Source organism: Pseudomonas sp. GW821-FHT09C10 (assembly GCF_059418085.1).
Map to the genome: position 1 here is coordinate 92,536 of NZ_JBWKPE010000004.1, position 21,112 is coordinate 113,647.

Sequence of the window (21,112 nt, forward strand, 5' to 3'; positions counted from 1 at the left end):
GTTATGCCGCCACTCGCTGCTTTTCTGCCAGCCGGCTGCGACCGTAGAGCACCACAATGGCCAGGATCGCCACGGCCTGTGCGCTCAACGAGTATGCATCGGCGTGGATGCCCAGCCAGTCGAAGTCAAAGAACGCCACCGGCCGGGTGCCGAAGATGCCGGCTTCCTGCAACGCCTTGACGCCATGTCCGGCGAACACCACCGACAACGCGCACAGAAGCCCCGCATTGATGCCGAAAAACAGCGCCAGCGGCAGTTTCGCCGAACCGCGCAGGATCACCCAGGCCAGGCCCACCAGCAGCACCAACGCCGTTGCACCACCCGCCAGCACCGCGTTGTGCCCGGCCGGGCCCGCTTGCAGCCACAGGGTTTCGTAGAACAGGATCACTTCGAACAGCTCGCGGTAGACCGAGAAGAACGCCAATATCGCAAAACCGAAACGTCCACCACCGCCCACCAGGCTGCTCTTGATGTAGTCCTGCCACGCCGCGGCATGGCGACGGTCGTGCATCCACACGCCAAGCCACAGCACCATCACACTGGCGAACAGCGCCGTGCAGCCTTCGAGCAATTCGCGCTGGGCGCCGCTGACGTCAATCACATACGCCGCCAGTGCCCAGGTGGCCAAGCCGGCCAAGAGCGCCAGGCCCCAGCCGACGTTGACGCTGCGCACCGCCGATTGCTGGCCGGTGTTGCGCAGGAACGCGAGGATCGCCGCCAGCACCAGGATGGCTTCCAGGCCTTCACGCAGCAGGATCAGCAGACCGGAGATGTAGCTCAACGACCAGCTCAAGCCATCGCTGCCCAGCAAGCCTGCGGACTCGGTGAGCTTGCCCTTGGCCACGTCCAGGCGCTGTTGCACCTGCTCGATCGGCAGACCGTCCTGTAACGACTGCCGGTAAGCCATCAAGGCCTTCTCGGTGTCCTTGCGCACGTTGGCATCGACGTTATCCAGTGAGCTTTCCACCAGCTCAAAGCCTTCCAGGTACGCCGCCACCGACAAGTCATAGGCTTGCTCGTGGTCACCGCTGCGGAACGCCGCGAGGCTCTTGTCCAGGGTGCTGGCGGTGTAATCGAGCAACTGCGCCGGGCCGCGCTTGACCTGCGGCGGTTGCGCACGCTGGGCGCGGAAGGTCGCGGCAGCGGTTGGGCCGCTTGCGGCCAGCACTTCATTAGGCGTCTGGCGAGCCAGGTCGGCAAGGTTGAAGGGCTGCTCGCTTTTCGCCGCAGCCGGGTCGGCGGTGAAGCCGGCAATGTAGGTGGCCAGGTCCCAGCGCTGGCGGTCGTCCAGTTGGTCGGCGAAGGACGGCATGTCAGTGCCTTCGACACCCAGACCCAGGGTGTTGTAGATCGCGTAGAGGCTCAGGCGATCCAGGCGCGCAGCATCCGTCAAATTGGCCGGAGGCGGCGTCATCCCCACGCCGGCCGGACCATCGCCGGCACCGGCAGTGCCGTGGCACACCGAACAGTGCTGGGCGTAGAGCGGTGCGCCGCGCGTCGGGTCGGGCGTGATGGCCGGGGCTTGGCTGACTTCATACGCGACTGCCAGCTTGGCGCCCAACTGGCGGGCCTGGCGAGCGACGGTCGCGCCGTCTGCATGGGCGGTGACAGCCGCCAGCAGTTCCTCGACCCCCTTCACCAGCTCCGCGCGCTCGGGCTTTTGCGGCAAATCCGCCACCAACCCCTGCAAGACCCCGAGAAACTCTACCTGCTCACGGTATTCCGAATCATCCACCACCTTGCCCGCCGCCACCGTCGGTGGGTAGTCGGCACCAATGTAGTCCAGCAGATGCAGGGCTTGTGGCGCGCCCTCGGCCGTCGCGGCCAGCAGGTTGAAGCTGCACGACATCAAGGCCGGCAACAGCAGCCAGGCGAGAAAACGGAAGGGCGCAATCATGAACGAATCTCAAGTGGAAATACGAAGTAACACATTGTTAAGCGTTAAAGGGTTTGACTCAAGGCGTTAGTGATTTGTCGTTTGGGAGAACGGGCATTTGAGAGATACGTTAGTGGCATCTTGGCCAGCTCAGATGAGGCAAAAAGCCATTGTTTTGCCAGTAACGATGCTTATAATGCCGCGCCCTGTTAGTGCGAAAGGGAATTTCGTTCCTCTGCTTTATGAGGAATCACCATATTGGTTGACTACTTTCAGGGAAGAAGTGACATGGCTTTTCGCGCCTTACCTCCGCTCGCGCTCGCGGCAGTCACTTTGCTCAGCGGCTGTTCAATGTTTCGCAGCTACGACGCCGAGCTGCAAGCCACCAACCAGCAACTGGCCACCGGCAATGTCGACGCCGCCCTGACCTTGTTGGAAAAGAACAACACCGGCGAAGACAAAGACCTGCTGTATTTCTTCGAAAAGGGCGAGTTGCTGCGGGCCAAGGGCGACCTGACAGGCAGCCAGACCGCCTGGCGCAGCGCCGACCTGCAAGTCTACAAGTGGGAAGAGTCGGTCAAGTTCGACAGCGCAAAATACCTGTCCCAGTTCGGCAGCTTCCTGGCCAATGACAAGGTGCGTCGCTACGAAGGCTATGACTACGAAAAAGTCATGCTGACCACGCAGATGGCCCTGAACCTGCTGGCCTTGAACGACTTCGACGGCGCACGCACCGAAATCAAGAAGACCCACGAACGCGAAGCAGTGATCGCCGACCTGCGCGACAAGGAATACCTCAAGCGCGAAGACGAAGCCGAGCGCCAGGGCGTGACCACCCAGATCAAGGACCTGCACGGCTACCCGGTGCAAGCCCTCGACGCGCCGGAGGTGGTCGGCCTGAAGAACAGCTACCAGAGTGCATTCAGCCATTACCTGGCCGGCTTCGTCTACGAAGCCCTGGGCGAAAAAGACCTGGCCGCGCCCGGTTATCGCAAGGCTATCGAGCTGCGTCCTAACACGCCATTGCTGGAAAAAGCGCTGCTCGACCTGGACAAATCCAAGGTCGGCAGTGATGAAACCGACGTGCTGATCGTGGTGCAGAGCGGCCTCGCACCCGCCCGCGACTCGATACGCCTGCCGCTGCCGATCCCGATCAATGGCAACCTGGTGATCACCCCACTGTCGTTCCCGGTGATCAAGGCCGACACCTCCACGGCGACCTTCGCCCAGATCGGTGTCGACGGCCAGCAACAGAACCTCACGGTGCTCAACAGCACCACAGCCATGTCCCGCCGCGCCCTGCGTGACGACATGCCGGGGATCATTCTGCGCACCACCGTGCGTGCGGTAAGCCGTGGTGTGGCGCAGAACAACCTGAACAAGACCAACCCCATGGCAGGCCTGGTACTGGGTATCGCCTCGGCCGTGACCGAAGGCGCCGACACCCGCACCTGGCGCACCCTGCCGGACATGACCCAAGTCACGCGCCTGCGCCTGAAGCGCGGTGAACACCAGGTCAGCCTGCCCAACGCCCTGGGTGGCACGCTGGTAACGATCAAGGCCGACCAGCGCTACCAGGTGATCACCCTGCGCATGGTCGGCAACCAAGTGTTCGCCGGTGGCCTCGCCGCCCATGTGCTGCCCGGCACGACAACCCAGGCCATCGCCCTCAAACAACCTTAAGGAGCACCCTATGCGTCACTTTATCCTCGGCGCACTGGCGCTGGTCCTGCTTGTCGGCTGTGCCACCCCGCCACCACCGGAACCTGGCAGCGCTGCGAGCAAGATCGTGGTGATGGGCAAGTTCAAGGGCATCGCGGTCGGCGCCATTCGTGTGGCCCGCGAGAACGGCTTCCTCACCGCCAAGGTGCAACTGAGCAACATCACCAGCAGTAACCAGATGATGTATTACCGCTTCGCCTGGCTGGGCGCCGATGGTTTCCCGGTGGGCGATGAAGAGACCTGGAAGGTGCTGAACCTGTACGCCAACCAGGCGACCTTCCTGCCCGCCATTGCCAATGTGCCCCAGGCCGCGGACTTCCGCCTTGAAGTCAAAACCCCTTGAGCCGTTCATTCTTTTTGCTGCTGAGAGATTTCCCCATGCTTGCACGTTTCTCGATCCTCGCCGTGGTTGCCGTCCTGGCCAGCGGCTGCGCGAATACCTCCCCGGTACTGGGGGGTAAAAACATCAGCTACGGCGACACCAAGGCGGTGGAACTGGTGACCAACGAGTTCGGCTCCACCGACCTGCAGATGATCGCCGAAAGCATGACCCGCTCCCTGGCCCAGTCCGGCATCCTGCAAGGCCGCCCGGTGGTGCAGGTGTATGACGTGAAGAACAAGACCAGCGAGTACATCGACACCCGCGAGATCACCACGTCGATCAAGACCCAGCTGATGAAGACCGGCACCGCACGCTTCGCCAGCGACAACACCGACATGCAGAGCCAGGTCGACCAGCTCAAGCTGCAGAACCAGAGCGGCTTGTACAAGAAGTCCAGCGTCAGCAAGACCGGCAACATGGTCGCCGCCAAGTACCGCCTGGAAGGCTCCATCAGCTCCATCGTCAAGCGTAGCTCGGACTACAAGGACGTGTTCTACAAGTTCAGCCTGCAGCTGATCGACGTCGAGAGCGGCCTGGCTGAATGGATGGACGAAAAAGAAATCCGCAAGACCACGGAGCGCTAGGCAATGCGTGCATGGATTGGTTTGATCGGCCTGTTGTGCGCCTTTGGCGCCTCGGCCGCCCCCAAGATCGCGGTGACCGACCTGGCCTACCAGGCGCAGGTCGAGGAATACATCCACCAGGTTTCGGCCAGCAACAACTTCCAGGCCAGCGCTTATAACGCCAGCGGTGCATCGAACTACAGCGAGTACGAGAGCCGTAGCAGCTACATCGAGCAGATCGAGCTGCGCAAGTTCAGCGGTGATATCAAGGGGGAGATTCTCAAGTCCCGCCAGTTCCAGCTGGTGCAGGGCAGGCCCTACACCGCCGATGCCAAGGGTGACGTCTATGACGTGATCAAGCGCATCAAGGCCGGTCACTTCAAGGGCGCGGACTATGTGCTGTTCGGAACGCTGTCAGACATCGACTTCACCCAGGACATCAACGCCCTGGACCACACCAACAGCTACTCGGCAGTGCTGGGCCTGACGCTGGTGGCGGATTTCAGCCTGATCAATACGCGCACCTACGAAATCACCTCGGCGTTTACCGCCATGGGCGAAGGCCAGGACACCAAGCTGGTGAACAGCCGCGACATACGCGTGAGCCTGAACCGGCCGCGGGTGGTGAAGGAGGTGTCGAAGGCGCTGGGTGAGGACGTCGCCAGGCAGTTGGCGGAACAGTTGGGCGGTGGGTATCAGGACCCGGGCCAGCCGGTGCCGCGCAACCACCTGCCACGGGATGAAGCGCCGAAGATCCTGCACTGAACGGTAATCCTCAAGGCAACACAAACCAATGTGGGAGGGGGCTTGCCCCCGATAGCAGGGTGTCAGTCAACTTAGCTGTAGCTGAGACACCGCCATCGGGGGCAAGCCCCCTCCCACACGTTCAAGTACCGAGGTTTACGCCGTTGCGCGATGCAAGCTGGCCAGGAAACCCGCGGCCCCTACGAACAATCCGGCAAACGTCCGGTTCACGCGTTTCTGCTGCTTGGGCGTGCGCAACAGGCGCAGGACTTTGGACGCCAACCCCGTATACCCGGCCATCACGATCATATCGACGCTGATCATCGTCGCACCGATGATCAGGTACTGCACCAGCAACGGCGCCTGGGGATTCACGAACTGCGGCAGCACCGCCAGCATGAACACCAGGGCCTTGGGGTTGCTGGCGTTGACCAGGAAACCACGGAACATCATCGCCATCGGCTTGCCGAGCGGGCGTATCGCCGCGTCATCGGCCATGTCCATGGGCAAGGCACGCCATTGCTTGACGGCCAGGTACACCAGGTACGCCACGCCAAACCACTTGATCGCGTAGAACGCGGTCGACGACGCCGCCAGAATGGCACCCAAACCGCCCGCTACCACGGCAATCTGCATGGCCAGGCCCAGTTGCAGGCCAATGGCGTTCCAGTATCCGCGCAGGAAGCCGTATTGCAGGCCGCTGGACATCGAAGCGATGGCGCCGGCGCCAGGGGAAAGGGAGATGATCCAACTGGCCAGGAAAAAGGCCAGCCACGTGTCGAGTGCCATTGCACACCTCGGGAATGAGTCAGCGAATGTTGTGCCTTAAGCTAACTCCGCCGAGCAGAGGCTGGCTATAAATTTTTACAGGATGTAAACGCTAGCGGTCGCCCGGGAACACATGGGTGCCGGGCCAACGCCGCACCGAGCGCTGGAAGAACAGGCTGTTAGGCACCTGTACGATGGCGCTGTCGGTGCCTGCGGCTTCTACTTCGATCAGTGTGGTGTAGAGCAAGTTGATCGCCACTACCCTGCCCTTCACGCCGGGCTTGTCGACGGTATCCACCAACTCGACGATGTCACCGAGGCGAAACGGTCCGACGGTAAAGATCAGGATCGCGCACAGCAGGTTGGACAACACCGACCACATGGCGAAAAACGCCACTGCCGCCACTGCGACAAACCCCGACAGCGCGGTCCACAACACCGTAGCGGAAACACCCAGCCGCCCCAGCACAAAGATCAACGCACTGCCCATGATCAGCCAGCGCAATCCGCCACGCAGGGGCATCAGCAGTTGCGGCGGGAACGGGTAGCGCTCACCCAGGCGCGTCAGGCCCTTGGCGACAAACCGCTGGGCGAGGTAGCCGGCCAGCAGGATCAGCAGGATTTGCACGCCGATCCATACAGGCTCGATCCATTGCGCAGGCAACGGCAGTTGCAAGGCCTCCATCAGGACAGCGCCTCCAGCTCCGCTTGCAGGGTTTCCAGCAGTTCGAGGGCTTCCATCCAGGTTTCCTCCAATTGCCCTTCGCGCACCTTGAGCCTGGCCTGTTCGGCCAGCAGGTCGCGCAGCTCATCCTTACGCGCAGCCTCGTACACGGCGCTGTCGCCCAGGCTGGCTTCGATCTTGGCCAGGCGCTCGTGGACCTTGCCCAACTCGGCCTCAAGCTTGTCGGCTTCGCGCTTGTGTGGCGCCAACTGCTGGCGCAGGGCGGCAGCGGCCTGGCGCTGGGCTTTCTTGTCGGTCTTGTCCGGGTTGACCGGGGTGTTGCTGACCGGCGCATTGCGCAGGCGGTAATCCGTGAGCCAGCGTGCGTAGTCGTCCAGGTCACCGTCGAACTCTTCGACCTTGCCATCCGCTACCAGCAGGAAGTTGTCGGTGGTGCTCTTGAGCAAGTGGCGATCGTGAGACACCACCAGAACCGCACCGCTGAATTCCTGCAGGGCCATGGTCAGCGCCAGGCGCATTTCCAGGTCGAGGTGGTTGGTCGGTTCGTCGAGCAGCAGCAGGTTCGGGCGGTCCCAGGCGATCAACGCCAGGGCCAGGCGGGCTTTTTCGCCACCGGAGAAGTTCAGCACCGGCTCATCGATGCGCGCGCCACGGAAGTCAAAGCCACCGAGGAAGTCGCGCAGGGTTTGCTCGCGCTCGGTCGGCGCCAGGCGTTGCAGGTGCAGCAGCGGGCTGGCCTTGGCGTCGAGGGAGTCCAACTGATGCTGGGCGAAGTAGCCCACCACCAGGTTCTCGCCACGGGTCAAACGACCGGCCAGGGGTTGCAGCTCGCCCGAGAGGTTCTTGATCAGCGTCGACTTGCCCGCGCCGTTCGGGCCGAGCAAACCGATGCGCGCACCCGGGGTGAGCTGCAGCTTGACCTTCTCCAGGATGGTTTTCTCGCCATACCCCAGGCGTGCATCCGAGAGGTCCAGCAACGGGCTGGAGATTTTCACTGATTCGCGGAACACAAAGTCGAACGGCGAATCGACGTGGGCCGCCGACAGTTCTTCCATGCGCTCCAGGGCCTTGATCCGGCTCTGGGCCTGGCGGGCCTTGGTGGCCTGGGCCTTGAACCGGGCGATGTAGCTTTCCATGTGCGCACGCTGCGCCTGCTGCTTCTCGAACGCCTGCTGCTGTTGAGCCAGGCGCTCGGCACGCGCCCGTTCGAACGCGGTGTAGCCGCCACGGTAGAGGGTGATCTTCTTCTGTTCGACGTGGGCAATGTTGTCGACCACGGCGTCGAGGAAGTCCCGGTCGTGGGAAATCAGCAGCAAGGTGCCCTGATAGCTCTTGAGGAAGTCCTCCAGCCACAGGATCGCATCGAGGTCCAAGTGGTTGGTCGGTTCGTCGAGCAGCAGCAGGTCCGAGGGACACATCAACGCCTGGGCCAGATTAAGGCGCATGCGCCAGCCACCGGAGAAGTCGGCGACCGGACGATCCATCTGTTCGTTGGTGAAGCCAAGGCCGGCGAGCATCTTGCGGGCGCGGGCGTCGGCGGTGTAGCCGTCGGCGCTGTCGAGTTCCGCGTGCAGGCGGGCCTGGGCGGCGCCGTCCTGAGCTTTCTCGGCCTCGGCCAGGTCGTGTTGCACCTGGCGCAGGCGCAGGTCGCCATCGAGCACGTAGTCGATCGCGATGCGGTCCAGGGTGTCGATCTCCTGACGCATATGGGCGATGCGCCAGTCGGCCGGCAGCAAGCAGTCCCCGGAATCCGGGGTCAGCTCACCCAGCAACAGGGCGAACAACGTGGATTTGCCGGCGCCGTTGGCACCGATCAGGCCGGCTTTGTGACCGGCGTGCAGGGTCAGCTCGGCGTCTTCGAGAAGACGTTGCGGGCCACGCTGTAATGTTAGGCTTTGAAGTCGGATCATAATGGCGGCGGAGTCTACCAGCTTCGTTGGCCGCTGGCTTGGGTGTGAATATGAACGCTGACCTGTGGAGCTTTGCTCTCTCGACTTACGCCCGCCCGGGCGTCGAAGCTGCCTGCCTGCGCTTGCAGGAGCAAGGGGCGGACGTGTGCCTGTTGCTCTGCGGCGCATGGTTGGAACAGCGGGGTGTGGCACTCGAGCCGGAGCGCATGCGCATCCTGCAACAACTGGCGCAACCATGGCAGGCGCAGGTGATCGAACCCTTGCGGCAGCTGCGTGTGCAATGGCGCGCCATGGTGCAGCAGGATGAGCAACTGGCGGCGCTGCGCGAGCGGGTCAAAGCCCTGGAACTGGATGCCGAACGGCAATTGCTGACGCGCCTGGAAGCGTTGACGCAGGCATGGCCGAGAGGGGAGATGACTCAACCGCGGTGGCTGGAAGGACTGGCGGCTGAGGATGCCGCCGACCTTGACCATGACGCGCTGCAGCAGCTGCGCATCATGATCACCGGCACTTAGGAAGCGCTGGTTGGGGTGGTGCTTGGCGCTACCGGTGCAGGGGTGCTGCTGGCCGATGCGGTTGGAGCGGTGGTCGCTGCCGGAGTAGCAGCAGGTGCTGCTGGCTTGGCCGGTGCTGGTTTCGCAGCGGCAGGCTTGGCGGCTGGCTTTGTAGCAGCAGGTTTGGCAGCCGGCTTGGCGGCTGGTTTCGCAGCTGCGGTTTTGGCAACTGGCTTGGCGGCTGGTTTGGCAGCAGCAGTTTTGGCAACTGGCTTCGCAGCTGGTTTCGCAGCTGCGGTTTTGGCAACTGGCTTGGCGGCTGGTTTGGCAGCAGCAGTTTTGGCAGCTGGCTTAGCGGCTGGTTTGGCAGCAGCAGTTTTGGCAACTGGCTTCGCAGCTGGTTTGGCAGCAGCGGTTTTGGCAACTGGCTTCGCAGCTGGTTTTGCAGCAGCGGTTTTAGCAGCTGGCTTGGCAGCTGGTTTTGCAGCAGCAGTTTTGGCAACTGGCTTCGCAGCTGGTTTGGCAGCAGCGGTTTTAGCAACTGGCTTGGCAGCCGGTTTTGCAGCAGCGGTTTTAGCAACTGGCTTGGCAGCCGGTTTTGCAGCAGCGGTTTTAGCAACTGGCTTGGCGGCTGGTTTGGCAGCAGCAGTTTTGGCAACTGGCTTGGCGGCTGGTTTGGCAGCAGCAGTTTTGGCAGTTGGCTTCACAGCGGGTTTTGCAACCGTGGCTTTAGCCGCTGGCTTGGCTGGCGCTTTAGCCGGTGCACGGGCACCCAGCACTTTAGCTACGGCTTCCTTCACACGACCAACGCCCTGGGCCAGCTTCAGGCTTTCTTGAGCATCTTTTTTGAGTTGGGAAATGTAGGTGCGGGTTTCAGCTTGACGATCCTTGAGAGCGTCCAACAGGTCTTCGAGTTCTTTTACTGCGTCTTTGGCTTTGGCCTGTGCCTTGGCCTTGCCGGCAGTGGCGGCGTCTTGCAGTTTGGTGCGGGATTTGTGCAGTTTTTCTTGCGCTTTACCGCGTTGTTTTTCCAGCTTGGCGAGCAGTTTTTCTGCATCGGCCAACGCTTGGGAACATGCGCTTTCCAGATGTTCGAGCAAGCTGCCCGACAATTGTTGGAGTAAATGCAACGGGGTATTTACAGGCTTCTGTTTGGCCGACATGGTTTACCTCCTGGCTGACGTGGGTGCGGCTCATACTAGCCCTCTGCTCTTACCGCCGCTAGGGCATGTTGACAGTATCGTTTGCGTTGCGTTGCAACGTGCGAAAATTCTTATCGATATAACGAAAACACACGGCACTTTTTACGTACACGCACTGGCATAATCCGTCGCACTTTCGGCAGGAGAATGCCCATGTCGCGTTACCTTTTCCTTGTGCTGGGCCTGGCGATTTCCGCGGCCAATGCAAGCGAGCAATCACCGTCAAAAACTACGCCCCAAGATCAGCACGATCTCGCCTACAGCCTGGGCGCCAGCCTCGGTGAGCGCCTGCGCCAGGAAGTCCCGGACCTGCAGATCCAGGCCTTGATCGACGGCCTCAAACAAGCCTATCAAGGCAAGCCGCTGGCGTTGGATAACACGCGCATCGAACAGATTCTTGCCGAGCACGAAGCGCAGACCGAAGCCGATGCCCAAGCGCCTGAAAGTGAAAAGGCACTTGCCGCCGAGCAGCAGTTTTTAGCCAAGGAAAAAGCCGCGAAAGGAGTGCGTGAGTTGGCCGATGGCATCCTGCTCACTGAACTGACACCCGGCACGGGTAACAAGCCTGGCGCAAATGATCAGGTCCAGGTGAACTACGTTGGGCGATTGCCCGATGGCACGGTTTTCGATCAGAGCACACAACCCCAGTGGTTTCGCCTGGACAGTGTGATCAGCGGTTGGAGCAGCGCGTTACAGCAGATGCCGGTCGGGGCCAAATGGCGCCTGGTGATCCCATCGGCCCAAGCTTATGGAGGCGACGGTGCCGGCGAGCTGATCCCGCCATATACGCCACTGGTATTCGAGATCGAATTACTCGGTACCCGTCATTGAGCCAATAAAAAACGGTGCGCCATGCGCACCGTTTTTATCTCGCCCGCAAAGGTCAGGCCTGGGGGACAGCTTCTTCCTTATGGGCGTTGTGGAGCACTTCGATCAGGCAATCTTCCAGTTCAAAACGCTCATGGAGCAGGCCACCCAACTCCTTGAATTTCTCAGCAACGCACTGGCCGGCATCACACAGATCGGTGAACGCCAGCAGTTTCTCAGTGATGACATCGATACGCGGGTAAAGGGTCTCGGCCAGTTCCAGACCACGCTTATCATCGAAGGCTTCCGCCTCTTTGGTCAGCTGCTCGTAGACACCGAAATGGCCAGCAGACACATAGTCCACCAACACTTCACAGAATTCCTGCAACGGCTTGCGATTCTCAGCCAGGGCCTCGGGCTTGGCGCCAAGAGCATCAAAGGCCCGAACCAGTTCGTGACGTGCTTTCAACCAGCTGTCGATCAGCTTGTGCACCCCACCCCAGCGTTCCTGAGCATTCTGACAACTTTCCAGCATGATGATCTCTCTTCCCTATAGGGGCGCTGCCGCCTGATGCCCGCGCAACACTTCAAGGATAAAACAGCAGCGGGACAAGGCCGCGTCTGACAAACGGTTTCAATAACGCGTGCGGGCCAGATTATGCCCCCATGACTATGGCTTCAAGGTACGCAGGAGAGAAAGTTCATACAAGTGTTTAATCCTGTCCTACAAACTGCGGCCTCCGATCAGCGCCTCGCTGAGCGCAATGGACGACTCAAAAACAGTCGGGAAAATTGCATGACACCGAGGATCAACATGCTCAGGAAGAACAACAGGCTCCACTCGGGAAGGCTCAGGTCAAATAGCGTCCAGCTTATTTCCATACAATCGACCGTGCCTTTGACCGTCAATTGCAACGCCTGCCACAGCGACAGGTTCTCGAGCATGTGACTGAGACTGGGCCAGCAGTCGGCGGCCTGATCCGCTGCGGCATTTTGCAGCAGCACCTGGCGTACCGCGGTGATGGCACCCAGCAACGCACAGACCATGCTCGTAACCCCATATAGGTAAAAAGTGGAACGCCTGGGGTTGTGGATGGCGGCGACCAGATTGATCAGCGTGAAGGCAGCCAGAAAGGCCCTTTGCATCTGGCACAGAAAACAAGGGCGTAACGAGGCACCGAACTCAAGATAGAAGGACGCACCCAACGTCAGCGCACCCGCCATGAACGCAAGGAAAAACAAGGAGCGTGAAGGGGCCAAAGACATGCTTTATCCGCATCGCGAGAGATAGGTCGTTACGTTAGAGGAAAGGCCTGACCCCTTTCAATACGCGCCAGAGCAGACGATTCCGTGAGAACGTAGGGACATCCCGTCAGAGAATGGAAGACTTGAAGCGCATGAACGTAGGAGTTTGCTTCAAAGCCCCTCAGGGCCGGCATACGCTCAGCATTGAAGGGCTGGCCATCAGAAATATCTGAGCCAACCCTAGACTTCTTCCTACATCAAACTCGGGCAGGAGCTGGCAGCGGAGACGCCAGCAAGCGGTTATCCAATAAGCCCAGGCCTTCCTGGAACAGCTGGTTGCTGCGTTCAGTGTCACCCAACTGGGCCAACAGCCGCGCCAGTTCGGCACAGGCCTCGGGATTACGCTGCACCTGCAGGCTGCTTTCCAGGTAATCCCGCGCCTTGCCCCACAGGCTGTTTTGCAGGCACAGACGACCCAATGTCAACAACAGGCTGGCATCGCCCGGGTGATCCTTGAGCCAGCCTTCGGCAAACTTCAATTGCCGGGCAGGGTCACTGCCGCGCAGCAGGCCGTAGAGACGAATCAGGTGGCTGTCGTAGCCGCGCTTGATGGCACCGCGCAATGCTTCCTCCGCCTTGGCATCGGCGCCCAGTTGACGCAGTTGCTCGGCATAGGCCAGGACCAGCTGCGGCTCCTGGCGCTGGGCGGAAGTCAGTTGTTGCCAGGCCCGCTCAAGAGACTGCAAGCCGGCTTCGCCCTGCTCTTCGCGTTGGGCCGCCAGGCTCAGGTTCTCACCCCAGGCACGTCGCTCCAGTTCGGCCAATTCGCTGGCGGGCAGCACCTTGTCCTTGCGCAGCTCCGGCAACAGGCGGATCACCGACGACCAGTCGCCACGCTGCTGGTGCAGACGCTGTAATTGGCGCAGCACCTGGCCGTTGTGGGGATGGCGCTCGTGCATGGCCTGCAAGGTGGTAAGGGCGCCATCAGTGTCGCCACGGTCCAATTGCAACTGCGCATGGCTCAAGGCAACCGCCAGCTCGGCCTGGGGCTGACGCTCCAGGGCGCGCTCGAGCAAGCCGTCCGATTCTTCATAACGGCCCTGCTCATTCGCCGCCCGGGCCGCGCCCAGGTAGTACAGCAATGGCTGGCGCTCGGCTTCGGCGGCACGATGCAGGTGACGTTCGGCACTGGCCCAACGGCCTTCGGCGAGGTCCATCTGGCCCTGTTCGATGGCGATCTGCACGCGACGACTGCGGTTACGTCGCGACCACGGGTTGACCACGCCACCCGAGGTGGTGACCAGGCTCAGCAATACGCGGATCAAGTAGATGGCCAGGCCGAAGACAAACACCGCCACCACGGTAGCCCATAGGCTCGACTCGTAGTGCAGCACATGAGGGTAGGTAATCAGCACGTAGCCGGTGTGTTTCGAAATGCCCACAGCCAATGCCAGGGCGATTGCAATCGCCAGTACCAGGATCACATAGAAACGCTTCATCGGCTCTACTCCTGCTTCGCCGACGTGGCAGCCGGCGTGGCAGCCGCCTTGGCTTCGTCGGCAGACAGATGACGACGTTCGAGGTACGCCTGCACCGCAGCCAGGCTCGCCGCCAGGTCCGGTGTCACCACCGAGACCGCCTTGGGCTCAAGCTCGGCGATACGCGCCAGCATCGCCTTGCTTTGCGGGTTGTCCTGGTTGAAGTTGTCCTGCAACACGCTGCGTGCCTCACCCAGGGAGCGGCTGTACACCGCCGATTCACCATTGAGCGCCGCCCATTGTGCTTGCTCCAGGGCCAGGCTTAGGGCCAGGCGTACCTGGTTCAGGCCTTGACCGGCGAGCAGTGGACGAATGTTGTCGTCGGGGTTGAAGTCGATGCGGAAGTACCGGGAAATCTGCTCCCACCACTGGCTCCAGCGGTTGTCCGTATCGGTGCTTGGACGCCCCTGGGATGCGGGCTCGGTCAGTTGGTACTCAGGGGCGATGGCCGCCAGTTGCACGACCTGATCACGCAAGGCCGCCAATTGCAGATACAGCCCGGTGCGGTCCGGCTGTTCAGTACTGCGCAACGCGGCAAGGCTCTTGGCCAACTGCTCGCGCGCGGCGTAGGAGCCCGGATCGCTTTGCTCGCGAAGAATCTCATCGGCGCCCTGGACCAACGCCTGGGCGCTGTTGATGTCCTGCAAGGCAGACAAGCGCAAACTCGCCAGACGAATCAGGTGTTCGGCCTCAGCCAGGCGCCAATCCTTGCGGCTGGCACCCAGCACGGTTTCCAGGCGCTGGCTCAAGCGCTGCTGGTCACCCTGCAACTGGGCCACCAGCCGACGGCGCTCCTCGAGCTCATCCGCCCCCGGCAGTTGCGCCAGGCGTGCAGCCAGTTGTTGCTGGCTTTGCTTGAGGGCCTGGGATTGGTCATCCAGGGTCTGCACTTGACCCAGCTGGTGCTGGCTGCTGGCTTGCAGGGCACGGACCTGCCAGAGACCCCAACCGCCGGCGGCAACACCAGCAGCGCCAAGCAGCAGGGCGACAACTGCCAGGCCATTGCCGCGGCGCGGCGCGGTGACCGGTGACTCAACCGGCGCATCAAGTGCGGGTTGGGTTTCATCTTTAGGCAAGGCTGTTTCGCTCACGTATCCGTCCTTTGCGTATCAGAGAGTGGGAACGGCATGACTCCGTAACGCCACTAACAAAGCCGCGGCACTCGCGCCGCGACAATCCACAACTTTTTCTGCGCCAGCGGCCCGCGCCATCTCGGCGACTCGCGGGCTGGGCACGAACAACGGCAGCTGCGCCACCTGTGGCCAATCGGATCCGGCCAGGGCCTGCAGGTGCAAAAAACCCTGCCCACTGCTGACCACCAGGCCGTTCAAGCGTTCCAACTGGATGCGCTGGGTCAGTACACCGGTGTCGTAGGCCGGAAGGAAACGACGATACAACTCCAGGTAGTCGACACTAGCACCTTGCTCGCGCAAACGCTCAGCCAGCAGCTCCCTCCCCCCCTCGCCGCGCAGGATTAACACCCGCGCACCGGGCCGTGCGATAGCCTCGCGCAACGCAGGCAATTGAAGCAAGGCCTCGCTGTCGTCGCCGGTTTGGGGATAGTGAACGCAAAGGCCATGATCAGCCAGGACCTGCGCGGTGGCCGCACCGACGCTGAACCACGGCAGTTGCGGCCAGGCTTGATCCAACTGCTGCACGGCAAGCCGCGCGGCCGGTTTACTCACCACGATCACCGCACAGTAGCGACCAAGATCGCCGAAGACGGACTGTTGTTCAGGGGTAACGGGTAACGGTTCAGTGTCCAGCAAAGGCAAGCTGCTGCTGAAGATACCGGCTTCGGACAACGCCGCCGCCAGGGCCGCCGATTCCTCGGCAGGCCGTGTCAGCAGCACGCGCCAATCGGTCACTGCGGGCCGGCCTCGCCGTAGACTTTTTGCAGAATGGCGCCAGCGCCCTTGTCCAGCAGCTCTTCAGCCACCTGGACACCCAGGGCGATGGCATCACGCTGCGGACCACGCACTTCGGCAGTCAGCAGAGTGCCCCCATCCGGATCCCCAACCAGGCCACGCAGCCACAGGTTTTCACCTTCGAGCACGGCGTAGCAGGCGATCGGCACCTGGCAGCCACCGTTGAGGTGCTTGTTCAGGGCGCGCTCGGCCGTGACACGCACTTCGGTCTCATGGTGATCCAGGGGTTTGAGCAGCGCGTGGATTTCACGGTCGGCAGTGCGGCATTCAATACCCACGGCGCCTTGCCCGCCAGCAGGCAGGCTGTCTTCGACGCTGATGGCCGAGGTGATGCGGTCTTCGAAGCCCAAACGGATCAGGCCGGCGGCGGCGAGGATGATCGCGTCATACTCACCGGCATCCAGCTTGGCCAGGCGGGTGTTGACGTTGCCGCGCAGGAAGCGAATCTGCAGGTCCGGACGACGGGTCAACAGTTGTGCCTGGCGGCGCAGGCTGGAGGTGCCGACAATGCTGCCCAGAGGCAAGTCATCCAAAGACTCGAAGGTATTGGAAACGAAGGCGTCACGCGGGTCTTCACGTTCACAGATGCAAAACAGGCCCAGGCCTTCAGGGAAATCCATGGGCACGTCTTTCATGGAATGCACGGCGATGTCGGCTTCGTTTTCCAGCAGCGCGGTTTCCAGTTCCTTGACGAACAGGCCCTTGCCGCCGATCTTCGACAGCGGCGAGTCGAGCAGCTTGTCGCCGCGACTGACCATGGGCACCAGGGTCACCTTGAGGCCGGGATGGGCCTGCTCAAGGCGTGCTTTGACGTATTCGGCCTGCCACAAGGCCAGGGCGCTTTTACGGGTGGCGATGCGGATTTCGCGAGAGGACATGGATCAATCCGTACTGAATAGATACGGCAGATAATAACAGCTCAGGCAAACACGCCTTGATTTGAATCAGCAAGTGCGGGGCCTCCCTGGCCACGTCGCACCGGGATAATGACTACAAGCTCGCCAAAACCCTCGGGCTAAAGCTGCTGCATCATCTTGCGCACGCCGGCGACATGGCGCCGGCTGACGATCAACGCATCCCCGTTAAGCCCTTTGAGGAATAACTGAAAGTGCCCGAGTGGCGTGCGCTGCAGGCGCTCGATTCGCTCACGGGCCACCAGCGCGTTCCGGTGGATACGCACAAAGCGATCACCGAACTCATCCTCAAGGGCCTTGAGCGGCTCATCGAGCAACACTTCGCCAGCCTCATGCCGCAGGGTCACGTACTTGTGATCAGCAATGAAGTAGACCACCTGGTTCAAAGGGATCAGTTCGATGCCTTTGCGTGTACGGGCGCTGATATGGCTGCGCGGCCCGTTGCCGCTCTGGGCGGCCGGCTGGGTCAGGGCAGCCAGTTGGGCGCGGTTGGGGCGCTCGGCTTTCTTCAAGGCCCTGAGCAAAGCCTCGGCAGTCACTGGTTTGACTACGAAACTGACACCACTGGCTTCCAGTGCCTGCGCGGCAAACTCTTCTTGAGAGGCGCACAGCACCACGGCGGGTGGCGATTCGCGCTCACTCAGGCGAGCAGCAACTTGCAGGCCATCGAGGCCCGGCATGCGGATATCGAGCAACACCACGTCCGGCTTGAGGCTGTCGATCAACGTCAACGCTTCCTCTCCGCTGGTGGCACTCGGTTCAAGGACTGTATAACCCTCGAGTTCACTGACCAAACGGTTCAGTCGCTCGCGGGCTTGGGGTTCGTCATCAACGATCAGGACATTCATATAGCGCTGGATTCCTGCGTGAGTCTCGCACAAGGATAGCGTAGACAGGTGCGGTGACTTGCGTCACAGCGATCCACGCTAAGACTAGCGCGAGCGGCAAAAAGTGCCCTGACAGCGGCACCCATATTTACCCGGACCTGTTCAATAGCGCCCAAGATCTGCTGCCTTCGGGCATCGTCGTAGGGTTTGCTGATACACAATCCGAATACCCCCCTTTTAAATGGATAGTCAGGCTCTGACCGCATTACCCGACTTTGGTGCATTCACACACTATCAGTCCAACTGTAGACGCTCGCCGAGACGATATTGCTCAATCGTCAAATATCGTATCAATAAGCAGCTGCCTCCAGTCTCGTCCCGGACGCGGTCGGCGGCAAGGCACTTAGCCATCCTTTGCACAAATAAAAATGCCGACGACCCGCAGCACCGCCTGCAAGGGCAACCCTGTTATTATCGCCGCCACACTTTCATGCCTCTTAATAAGCAGACCACGAGCGAACCCATGAGCACCGACAAGACCAACCAGTCCTGGGGCGGCCGCTTCAGTGAACCCGTCGACGCCTTCGTCGCCCGCTTCACCGCCTCCGTCACCTTCGATCAGCGCCTGTACCGCCACGACATCATGGGCTCCATCGCCCACGCGACGATGCTGGCCAAGGTCGGCGTCCTGACCGACGCCGAGCGCGACAGCATCATCGATGGCCTGACCACCATCCGCGGTGAGATCGAAGCCGGTACGTTCGACTGGCGTGTCGACCTGGAAGACGTGCACATGAACATCGAGGCGCGCCTCACCGACCGTATCGGTGTGACCGGCAAGAAACTGCACACCGGTCGCAGCCGTAACGACCAGGTGGCCACCGACATCCGCCTGTGGCTGCGCGATGAAATCGACCTGATCCTGGCCGAAATCACCCGCTTGCAGAAAGGCTTGCTGGAGCAGGCCGAGCGTGAGGCGGGCACCATCATGCCCGGCTTCACCCACCTGCAAACCGCACAACCCGTGACCTTCGGCCACCACCTGCTGGCCTGGTTCGAAATGCTCAGCCGCGACTACGAGCGCCTGGTGGATTGCCGCAAGCGCGCCAATCGCATGCCGCTCGGCAGCGCTGCCCTGGCCGGCACCACTTACCCGATCGACCGCGAATACACCGCGCAGCTGCTGGGCTTCGATGCCGTCGGCGGCAACTCCCTGGACGGCGTGTCGGACCGCGACTTCGCCATCGAATTCTGCGCCGCCGCCAGCATCGCGATGATGCACCTGTCGCGTTTCTCCGAAGAGCTGGTGCTGTGGACCAGTGCGCAATTCCAGTTCATCGACCTGCCGGACCGCTTCTGCACCGGCAGCTCGATCATGCCGCAAAAGAAAAACCCCGACGTGCCCGAACTGGTGCGGGGCAAGAGCGGCCGTGTATTCGGCGCACTGATGGGCCTGCTGACCCTGATGAAAGGCCAGCCTTTGGCCTACAACAAGGACAACCAGGAAGACAAGGAACCGCTGTTCGACGCCGCAGACACCCTGCGCGACTCGCTGCGCGCGTTTGCCGACATGATCCCGGCGATCAAGCCCAAGCACGCGATCATGCGTGAAGCGGCCCTGCGCGGTTTCTCCACGGCGACTGACCTGGCGGACTACCTGGTACGCCGTGGCCTGCCGTTCCGCGACTGCCACGAGATCGTTGGCCATGCGGTGAAATACGGCGTCGACACCGGCAAGGACCTGGCGGAAATGAGCCTGGAAGAGCTGCGCCAGTTCAGTGACCAGATCGAACAGGACGTGTTTGCCGTGTTGACCCTGGAAGGCTCGGTGAATGCCCGTAACCACGTGGGCGGTACCGCGCCGGCACAGGTGAAGGCTGCGGTCGCTCGCGGCCAGGCCCTGCTCGCCAGCCGCTGAAAAAGGTGGGAGGGGGGCAACCCCTCCCACATCTGATCATTTTTTGGCCGCAATCATAGCCATGAACGCCGGCATCGCGGCCTCCCTGTCCGCCGCCACTTTTTGTGCATTAGGCATGGCATGCAGTCGCTCCAGTAACGCTTTGGCCGCCGGCAATTCAGCCAGCAGGTCCAGGCCAAACAGCTTCTCGCCCACCGCACAGGCGAGGTTCACGCTGTACATGAAATACAGATCCGCAATCGTAAAGCCCTCCCCCGCCACATAAGGCGCGAACTTGCCGTGACGGCCTAAAGAGCCGATCCCCAGCAGCAACTCAGCCCTGGATTTCTCCTTGATCGCCTCCGGCACCGGCATACCGAAAAACGCCTCGGCAAAACACGCGCGGGCGGGCAATTCGATGTACAGCTCAATTTCCCTGCACAACGCCAGCACTTGGGCACGCTGGAACGGTTCGGCCGGCAACAGCGACGGACCTTCCTGGGTCTGCTCGATGTATTCGAGGATCACACTGGTTTCGTTGACGAAACCCTGCTTCACGCCCAGCACCGGCACCTTGCCACGGGGGCTGACCGCCAGGGCCTCAGGGGTTTGCCCGGCATAAAAGGGCACCTCCTCAAAAGGCAGGCCTTTCTCCAGCAGTGCCAGTTTCACCATGTTGTAGTAGTTGCTGACCGAAAATCCGTAAAGCTTGAGCATCGCAAAGCCTCCAGGCCGTGTGCGGGGTTGGCTGCAGAAGTTATAGATCCCCGGGGCCGGCCTGACCAGCAGCATCACCTGCCTGAATGGGGGTAGACTGGCGCCCTTTCCTTGAGGAGCCTGCCATGAGCGAGCCGACCGATATCGACAGCGACGAAGAAGCGTTCACCGAAAACACCTTGATCGAAGCGATCGAAAACCAGATCGAAAGCGACAACCCGCCTGCCGCCAAGGCCACGTTCAATAAACTGACCCTGGTGGGCTATGAACGTGAAGAGATCCTGAATCTCATGGCTCACGTGTTGGCTTTCGAGATCGACGCGATGCTGGATGAGGACCGCGCCTTCAATACCGAATGGTATGAAACAGCGCTGCGGGCACTGCCTGAGCTGCCGCCCGAAAAGGAATAATCCCGACACACCGCAACACGCTGGACAGTTCGGCAAAGTGCGTTCACCTTATGGCCTGCTAGCCTCTAATAAATTTTAGAAAGTCTGGAGTCCTTATGTCGTATACCCCTGAGTTGGTTGCCGAACTGGAAATCCTTGTACTCTTCCCCTTGGACAGCACCAAGGAAGGTCTGAAAGTCCATCAGACCGCTGCTCCCTCTGCCATCGCCGCTGCCAAGCGTCTCCATGCGAAAGGGCTTATCGACCAACCGGACGGAGGCTACCTGACCAGCCTTGGCCGGGACGCTGCAGAGCAGGCCCAAACCCTGCTGACCATCCTGAGCACCGCCAACACCAAAGAAGCCGCCTGATACCGTATACCGCCCATGGAGTCCGCCTCTCGCGGATTCCGAGGGCGCTGCTGTGGAATGGCCCGGTTTTTGACGCCAAAAACCATTTCCCTCTAAACCTCCTACGCGACTGGCTGTAAACTCCCACATGGCC

The 21,112-nt window shown here is 61.3% G+C and carries 22 protein-coding genes and 1 pseudogene; 9 read left to right on the forward strand and 14 right to left on the reverse strand.

Going from position 1 to position 21,112, the window contains the following annotated elements:
• Position 1: 1 nt before the first annotated feature.
• A complete protein-coding gene (locus tag AC07OT_RS09720) occupies positions 2-1,897 on the reverse strand; it encodes an FTR1 family protein (RefSeq protein WP_495107966.1) in 1,896 nt (631 codons plus the stop codon).
• A gap of 267 nt (positions 1,898-2,164) precedes the next feature.
• Between AC07OT_RS09720 and AC07OT_RS09725 the strand changes: the two genes are divergently transcribed.
• From AC07OT_RS09725 to AC07OT_RS09740, 4 genes are read left to right on the forward strand one after another with little or no spacing between them, the layout of a single operon-like run.
• Positions 2,165-3,559, forward strand: coding sequence for a COG3014 family protein (locus tag AC07OT_RS09725; RefSeq protein ID WP_141156281.1), 1,395 nt, complete (start codon positions 2,165-2,167; stop codon positions 3,557-3,559).
• A gap of 10 nt (positions 3,560-3,569) precedes the next feature.
• A complete protein-coding gene (locus AC07OT_RS09730) occupies positions 3,570-3,941 on the forward strand; it encodes a YcfL family putative periplasmic lipoprotein (RefSeq protein ID WP_495100845.1) in 372 nt (123 codons plus the stop codon).
• A 35-nt stretch (positions 3,942-3,976) separates the two neighbouring features.
• Positions 3,977-4,564 carry a penicillin-binding protein activator LpoB gene (gene lpoB / locus AC07OT_RS09735; protein ID WP_027608342.1) on the forward strand — a complete coding sequence of 196 codons (588 nt, stop codon included), beginning with the start codon at positions 3,977-3,979 and terminating at the stop codon, positions 4,562-4,564.
• A 3-nt stretch (positions 4,565-4,567) separates the two neighbouring features.
• The gene (locus AC07OT_RS09740; RefSeq protein WP_495107967.1) at positions 4,568-5,308 is read left to right on the forward strand and encodes a penicillin-binding protein activator LpoB; all 741 of its coding nucleotides are present in this window, start codon (positions 4,568-4,570) and stop codon (positions 5,306-5,308) included.
• Between the two features lie 135 nt (positions 5,309-5,443).
• Here AC07OT_RS09740 and AC07OT_RS09745 read toward each other — a convergent pair whose 3' ends face one another.
• The 3 genes from AC07OT_RS09745 to AC07OT_RS09755 form a co-directional block, all read right to left on the reverse strand.
• Positions 5,444-6,076 carry a LysE family transporter gene (locus AC07OT_RS09745; protein WP_027608340.1) on the reverse strand — a complete coding sequence of 211 codons (633 nt, stop codon included), beginning with the start codon at positions 6,074-6,076 and terminating at the stop codon, positions 5,444-5,446.
• A 91-nt stretch (positions 6,077-6,167) separates the two neighbouring features.
• Positions 6,168-6,740, reverse strand: coding sequence for a mechanosensitive ion channel family protein (locus AC07OT_RS09750; protein ID WP_003176850.1), 573 nt, complete (start codon positions 6,738-6,740; stop codon positions 6,168-6,170).
• Entirely contained in the window at positions 6,740-8,650 is a 1,911-nt protein-coding gene (locus AC07OT_RS09755) for an ATP-binding cassette domain-containing protein (RefSeq protein ID WP_065926670.1), read from the reverse strand. Before AC07OT_RS09755 ends, AC07OT_RS09750 begins: the two co-directional genes overlap by 1 nt.
• A gap of 50 nt (positions 8,651-8,700) precedes the next feature.
• On the opposite strand from AC07OT_RS09755, the gene AC07OT_RS09760 reads away from it, so the two are divergent.
• The gene (locus AC07OT_RS09760) at positions 8,701-9,165 is read left to right on the forward strand and encodes a TIGR02444 family protein (RefSeq protein ID WP_495107968.1); all 465 of its coding nucleotides are present in this window, start codon (positions 8,701-8,703) and stop codon (positions 9,163-9,165) included.
• On the opposite strand, the gene AC07OT_RS09765 is transcribed toward AC07OT_RS09760, so the two are convergent.
• The gene (locus AC07OT_RS09765) at positions 9,162-10,307 is read right to left on the reverse strand and encodes an AlgP family protein (protein ID WP_495107969.1); all 1,146 of its coding nucleotides are present in this window, start codon (positions 10,305-10,307) and stop codon (positions 9,162-9,164) included. The genes AC07OT_RS09760 and AC07OT_RS09765 overlap by 4 nt on opposite strands.
• 192 nt (positions 10,308-10,499) lie before the next feature.
• Here AC07OT_RS09765 and AC07OT_RS09770 point away from each other — a divergent pair, with 192 nt between their 5' ends.
• Complete coding sequence (locus AC07OT_RS09770; protein ID WP_495107970.1) at positions 10,500-11,177, forward strand: FKBP-type peptidyl-prolyl cis-trans isomerase; 678 nt, start codon at positions 10,500-10,502, stop codon at positions 11,175-11,177.
• A 52-nt stretch (positions 11,178-11,229) separates the two neighbouring features.
• Here AC07OT_RS09770 and AC07OT_RS09775 read toward each other — a convergent pair whose 3' ends face one another.
• The 8 genes and pseudogenes from AC07OT_RS09775 to AC07OT_RS09810 form a co-directional block, all read right to left on the reverse strand.
• Positions 11,230-11,688 (reverse strand): Rsd/AlgQ family anti-sigma factor, encoded by a 459-nt coding sequence (locus AC07OT_RS09775; RefSeq protein ID WP_027608335.1) that lies wholly within the window; start codon positions 11,686-11,688, stop codon positions 11,230-11,232.
• Positions 11,689-11,897: 209 nt separating this feature from the next.
• A complete protein-coding gene (locus AC07OT_RS09780; protein WP_495107971.1) occupies positions 11,898-12,419 on the reverse strand; it encodes a disulfide bond formation protein B in 522 nt (173 codons plus the stop codon).
• 236 nt (positions 12,420-12,655) lie between these two features.
• The gene (locus tag AC07OT_RS09785; protein WP_115485501.1) at positions 12,656-13,897 is read right to left on the reverse strand and encodes a heme biosynthesis protein HemY; all 1,242 of its coding nucleotides are present in this window, start codon (positions 13,895-13,897) and stop codon (positions 12,656-12,658) included.
• A gap of 5 nt (positions 13,898-13,902) precedes the next feature.
• Positions 13,903-15,027: a uroporphyrinogen-III C-methyltransferase gene (locus AC07OT_RS09790; RefSeq protein WP_065938013.1), complete on the reverse strand. Its 1,125-nt coding sequence runs from the start codon at positions 15,025-15,027 to the stop codon at positions 13,903-13,905.
• 18 nt (positions 15,028-15,045) lie between these two features.
• Positions 15,046-15,804, reverse strand: coding sequence for a uroporphyrinogen-III synthase (locus tag AC07OT_RS09795; RefSeq protein WP_495107972.1), 759 nt, complete (start codon positions 15,802-15,804; stop codon positions 15,046-15,048).
• Positions 15,801-16,742: a hydroxymethylbilane synthase gene (gene hemC, locus AC07OT_RS09800; RefSeq protein WP_495107973.1), complete on the reverse strand. Its 942-nt coding sequence runs from the start codon at positions 16,740-16,742 to the stop codon at positions 15,801-15,803. The genes AC07OT_RS09795 and hemC overlap by 4 nt, the downstream gene beginning before the upstream one ends.
• Before the next feature lie 137 nt (positions 16,743-16,879).
• Positions 16,880-17,626: a LytR/AlgR family response regulator transcription factor gene (locus AC07OT_RS09805; protein ID WP_495107974.1), complete on the reverse strand. Its 747-nt coding sequence runs from the start codon at positions 17,624-17,626 to the stop codon at positions 16,880-16,882.
• Positions 17,623-17,739, reverse strand: a pseudogene (locus AC07OT_RS09810) (sensor histidine kinase); the annotation flags it as partial. The pseudogene AC07OT_RS09810 and the gene AC07OT_RS09805, both read right to left, overlap by 4 nt.
• Before the next feature lie 389 nt (positions 17,740-18,128).
• On the opposite strand from AC07OT_RS09810, the gene argH reads away from it, so the two are divergent.
• Positions 18,129-19,523, forward strand: a complete 1,395-nt coding sequence (gene argH / locus AC07OT_RS09815) for an argininosuccinate lyase (protein ID WP_141607570.1) — start codon at positions 18,129-18,131, stop codon at positions 19,521-19,523.
• Positions 19,524-19,559: 36 nt separating this feature from the next.
• On the opposite strand, the gene AC07OT_RS09820 is transcribed toward argH, so the two are convergent.
• On the reverse strand, positions 19,560-20,219 hold the full coding sequence (locus tag AC07OT_RS09820) for a glutathione S-transferase family protein (protein ID WP_495107975.1): 660 nt from the start codon (positions 20,217-20,219) through the stop codon (positions 19,560-19,562).
• Positions 20,220-20,344: 125 nt separating this feature from the next.
• Here AC07OT_RS09820 and AC07OT_RS09825 point away from each other — a divergent pair, with 125 nt between their 5' ends.
• The gene (locus AC07OT_RS09825) at positions 20,345-20,629 is read left to right on the forward strand and encodes a hypothetical protein (RefSeq protein ID WP_027608326.1); all 285 of its coding nucleotides are present in this window, start codon (positions 20,345-20,347) and stop codon (positions 20,627-20,629) included.
• Positions 20,630-20,724: 95 nt separating this feature from the next.
• Complete coding sequence (locus AC07OT_RS09830) at positions 20,725-20,979, forward strand: TIGR02647 family protein (protein WP_027608325.1); 255 nt, start codon at positions 20,725-20,727, stop codon at positions 20,977-20,979.
• Positions 20,980-21,112: the final 133 nt, after the last annotated feature.